Here is a 4,367-nt window from a genome sequence, read left to right on the forward strand (position 1 = left end):
CCATGGGGAAAAAGCAACGTGATGACCTAGACAAAATGAAACCTAAATTCGTGAGTCAGGCTGTCGCCAAAGGTCATGCCGAAGACAAACTTGAAAAAATTTGGAAAGACTGGGAAGCTTTTGCCGAATATGCATTTAACAAATCGCATTCTACATGTTACGCTTGGATTGCTTATCAAACGGCCTACTTAAAAGCCAATTATCCTGCGGAATATATGGCGGCAGTTTTGTCTAATAACATGAGCGATATTAAGCAAGTTTCTTTCTTTATGGAAGAATGCAAACGCATGGGATTAGCCGTTTTAGGCCCAGATGTAAATGAATCGTTCTATAAATTTACGGTAAATGATGATTATGCCGTTCGTTTCGGAATAGGCGCTGTAAAAGGTGTCGGAATGGGCGCTGTAAACACCATTGTAGAAAATAGAAAAGATGGAAACTACAAATCTATTTTCGATTTAGCCAAACGTGTCGATCAACGTGCTGCAAACAAAAAAGCCATCGAAAACTTGATTCTAGCTGGTGGTTTCGATTGTTTTGAAAATACACATCGAGCGCAATATTTTCATACAGATGGTGATGGAATTACATTTTACGAAAAAGCCATACGATTTGGGGCCAAGTTTCAAGAAAATGAAAATTCATCGCAAGTAAGTTTGTTTGGAGATACGAGCGATGTGCAAATTTCGGAACCCATAATTCCGCCTTGTGAAGAGTGGAATACGATGGAAAAACTAGCCAAAGAAAAAGAAGTTGTTGGGATTTATATTTCAGGTCACCCGCTAGATGATTATCGATTTGAGATGAAATATTTTTGCAACAACAAACTCGAATCTCTAAAAAGTTTAGAACAATTTGTGGGTAAAAACCTCTCTTTTGGAGGAATCGTTACCAATGTGCAACATAGAACTGCCAAGAACGGAAAAGGTTGGGCAACGTTTGTTTTAGAAGGATATGACGAGACTAATGAGTTCAGAATTTTTAATGAAGAATACTTAAAATTTAGACATTTTCTGGTTCAAAATCAGTTTGTATATATTAGAGTTAATATAAAAGATGGTTGGGTAAACCGTGAAACTGGCAAAAAATCGGATCCGCAAATTAACTTTTTGCAAGTAGAATCGATACAAGATGTTTTGCGAATTTTTGCAAAAAAACTCGTCATTCATTTAGATATAAAAGAGTTGCATGAAGAATTAGTCTCTAAATTGATTGCAGTTTTTGCTGCTAACAAAGGCGACAATACGGTTTCTTTTGATATTTTGGAATTAGAAAAAATCAAAAAACAAATTGAAGTTGCGCCTATCGAAGCCGATGATATAGAAATTGTTTTAGATGAAAATGGCGATATTATAGAAGACGAAAATCCAGAAACAGTAGCTCCTACTGAAGTTGAAGAAACCAAAATAATCAACAAAATTTCGATGAATAGCCGTAAGTTGAAAATTAACATCTCAACCGAATTGCTTAATGAATTGGAAAAATTACAGGTTAATTTTAAGTTGAATTAGATTAAAAAAAATAAGATAAATCTTATAGTTGGTGGCAATTTTAGAAAACGGATTAAATCATGGAAAATATAGAATTATATAAGGAATTTTATTTTAGGGAAATTGATCGAAGATATGAATTAGATAATTCGATTAATATTCCAATACTTATCATTTCAGGAATAGTCTCTATTCATGTCTTTTTATATAGCCAAGAAATACCATCGTCTATTCTTCTCGCTAGTAAAATCCTAACGTTCCTCTGTTTTGGTTTTGGTATTTTTTCATTCTATTATCTTTTAAAGTCATTTTCAAATTTTTTCAGAAATCATACTTATCGGGAACTTGCAAGTATGAATTCATTTTTAAAATATGAGAATTCACTTTTAGAGAAACATGAAACGATAACTGCAAAAAAAGAATTCGATGACTACCTTAAAAAAGAATTTGCTGAATGTAATGAGCACAATTATAAAATAAATATTGGGCGAATGGAAAATTTGGCCAAGGCGAAATCAGGAATATTTTACAGTTTAAGTTTAACTTTGTTTTCAGCAATCACCTACATAATCTCAATAATAATAACGCAATGAGTAAAGAAAAAGAAACTACGAAAGTTGAAACTCCTAAGTTAGAAGTTAAAACACAAGGGCCAAAAAGCGTACTAATTAAATGCCACCTTGAAAGTGGCAATAAAACTGCAAAAAAGAAATAAAAACTGCCTCCAACAGTAGTTTTATGAGATTGCTAAGCTTGGTTTGTGTTTGGAAAATTCTCCAAATTTTCTAAAGTTTTCTTTTGCAGTATGATGAGATTCGTGCAAGTTCCAATGAAAGTCAAGATGAAATGAATAAATGAAGTAGTGAAAAAAACAGAAAATAAAGAAGCAAGTTGGACCATTTGTCAAGAATGTCAGGGACGCGGCAAAAAAAGTCGCGGACTTAGCAAGAAAGCACTACGCCACTACCAAATAGCATTCGAACAATTTGAAAAAACAAATAGCGAAGGAACAGCTCCCGTTCGTCCCAAAGGTCACTTATACTCCTGCAAAAACTGTTCTGGTTCTGGGTTGGTTGGTTCTGCTAACGCTCCTGTCGCAGACAAAGAAAACTTCCCACACGTTGCTATTATTGGCGCTGGTATAGGAGGAGTAGCTTTGGCGGTGGCATGTTTGCATCGCGGAATCCCGTTTACACTTTATGAGCGCGATAACGATTTCACTGCTCGATCTCAGGGTTACGGACTCACTTTGCAACAAGCTAGTAAAGCAATCGAAGGATTTGGTATATTCTCGTTAGATGAAGGGGTGATTTCAACAAAACACGTGGTTCATACTACAGAAGGAAAAGTGATTGGAGAATGGGGAATCAGAAAGTGGATGCCTTCAGATGTAAAAAAGTCTCTGAAACGTTCCAATATACATATCGCAAGACAATCTTTGCGTCTAGCCTTGCTTGAGCAACTCGGTGGACATGAAGCGGTACAGTGGGGACATCAATTAATAGATTTTAAAGAAAGTATAAATAAAGAAGTTGAAATTACCTTTGAAGTAAACGGCGAAATTAAAACGGCAAAAGCAGATCTTGTAGTTGGCGCCGATGGTATTCGTAGTTCGGTGCGAAAGTTGCTAATTGGTGAAGATAGTACTCCTTTACGATACCTAGATTGTATTGTGATATTAGGTATTTGTCCTTTGAGTGCACTCGAAGGGCTGAATAGTTCTTTGCTCGACTCGGCAACTGTATTTCAAACCGCCAATGGTAATGAGCGAATTTATATCATGCCTTATACAAAAGACTCGGTGATGTGGCAACTTAGTTTTCCAATGTCAGAAAAAGAAGCTAAGGCTTTAAGTGCACAAGGACGCCAAGCTCTTAAGGAAGAAGCGTGTAGAAGAACACAGTGGCACAGTCCAATTCCTCAAATTGTAGCAGCAACTTTAGAAGCTCAAATTTCAGGTTATCCCGTGTATGATCGAGAATTACTTACATCTGAATTGTTAGATAAAGCTGGGCCAGTAACTCTGATTGGTGATGCCGCTCACCCAATGAGTCCATTTAAAGGACAAGGTGCGAATCAAGCGCTGTTAGATGCGCTCACGCTGGCTCGAAGCATCTCAAAAGAATGTAATACATTCTCTCAATGGAGAAAAAAGGGAGTGAGAGAAAGTGTATTAACTGAGTTTGAAGCAGAAATGTTAGAACGCAGTGCTACTAAAGTGAAAGATTCAGCCGAAGCTGCACAGTTCCTACATTCCGAAATTGTGCTCCAAGAAGGTGATGAGCCGAGAGGGCGGAGTTTGAGAGGTATTCGTGCGGTGAAGGAATAGCAAAAGGTTTCGGTGTCTAAAAAAGCGAAAAAATTAATGCAGTACTACTAACAGCGGTTTAAGCAACGTAAAAGTTGATTTTTAGAATAATGCCCTAGCCCAGACAGTAGCGGCATCCTTTTTTCCCGCTTTTTTTGCGGGAGAAAAGATATAGCGAATGGCTGGAATAGCTTCTGATAAAAAATCTCAATACATTTATAATCAAAACTGATTTTTAATAGATTCATTATTCAAAATTAAATTCTACTTTTGTATAACAATTTAATAATAAAACAAAATGGCACAAACAATAACAGATGCAACTTTTGAGGAAGTAGTATTGAAATCAAAACAACCAGTTTTAGTAGATTTTTGGGCAGCTTGGTGTGGTCCTTGTCGTATGGTTGGTCCGGTTATCGAGGAAATTGCAGCGGAATATGCTGGAAAAGCAGTGGTTGGAAAAGTAGATGTTGACGCAAATCAGGAATTTGCTGCAAAATATGGTGTAAGAAATATTCCTACTGTTTTAGTTTTTCAGAATGGTGAAGTTGTAGGTCGACAAGTAGGAG

At 36.5% G+C, this 4,367-nt stretch carries 4 protein-coding genes and 1 pseudogene; all 5 read left to right on the forward strand.

Translation table 11 applies throughout. The annotated features are described in order from the left end of the window. Positions 1–1,511, forward strand: a pseudogene (locus tag ACHZC3_RS05290) (DNA polymerase III subunit alpha); the annotation flags it as partial. Positions 1,512–1,570: 59 nt separating this feature from the next. Then, positions 1,571–2,083 carry a hypothetical protein gene (locus ACHZC3_RS05295; RefSeq protein ID WP_394758836.1) on the forward strand — a complete coding sequence of 171 codons (513 nt, stop codon included), beginning with the start codon at positions 1,571–1,573 and terminating at the stop codon, positions 2,081–2,083. Next, the gene (locus ACHZC3_RS05300) at positions 2,080–2,205 is read left to right on the forward strand and encodes a hypothetical protein (RefSeq protein WP_394758837.1); all 126 of its coding nucleotides are present in this window, start codon (positions 2,080–2,082) and stop codon (positions 2,203–2,205) included. The genes ACHZC3_RS05295 and ACHZC3_RS05300 overlap by 4 nt, the downstream gene beginning before the upstream one ends. A gap of 147 nt (positions 2,206–2,352) precedes the next feature. Continuing rightward, complete coding sequence (locus ACHZC3_RS05305) at positions 2,353–3,819, forward strand: FAD-dependent oxidoreductase (RefSeq protein ID WP_394758838.1); 1,467 nt, start codon at positions 2,353–2,355, stop codon at positions 3,817–3,819. Positions 3,820–4,096: 277 nt separating this feature from the next. Beyond that, positions 4,097–4,367 (forward strand): thioredoxin (trxA, locus tag ACHZC3_RS05310; protein ID WP_394758839.1); only part of this gene is annotated, 271 nt, incomplete at its 3' end.

This window comes from Flavobacterium sp. (assembly GCF_043720215.1).
GTDB lineage: Bacteria > Bacteroidota > Bacteroidia > Flavobacteriales > Flavobacteriaceae > Flavobacterium.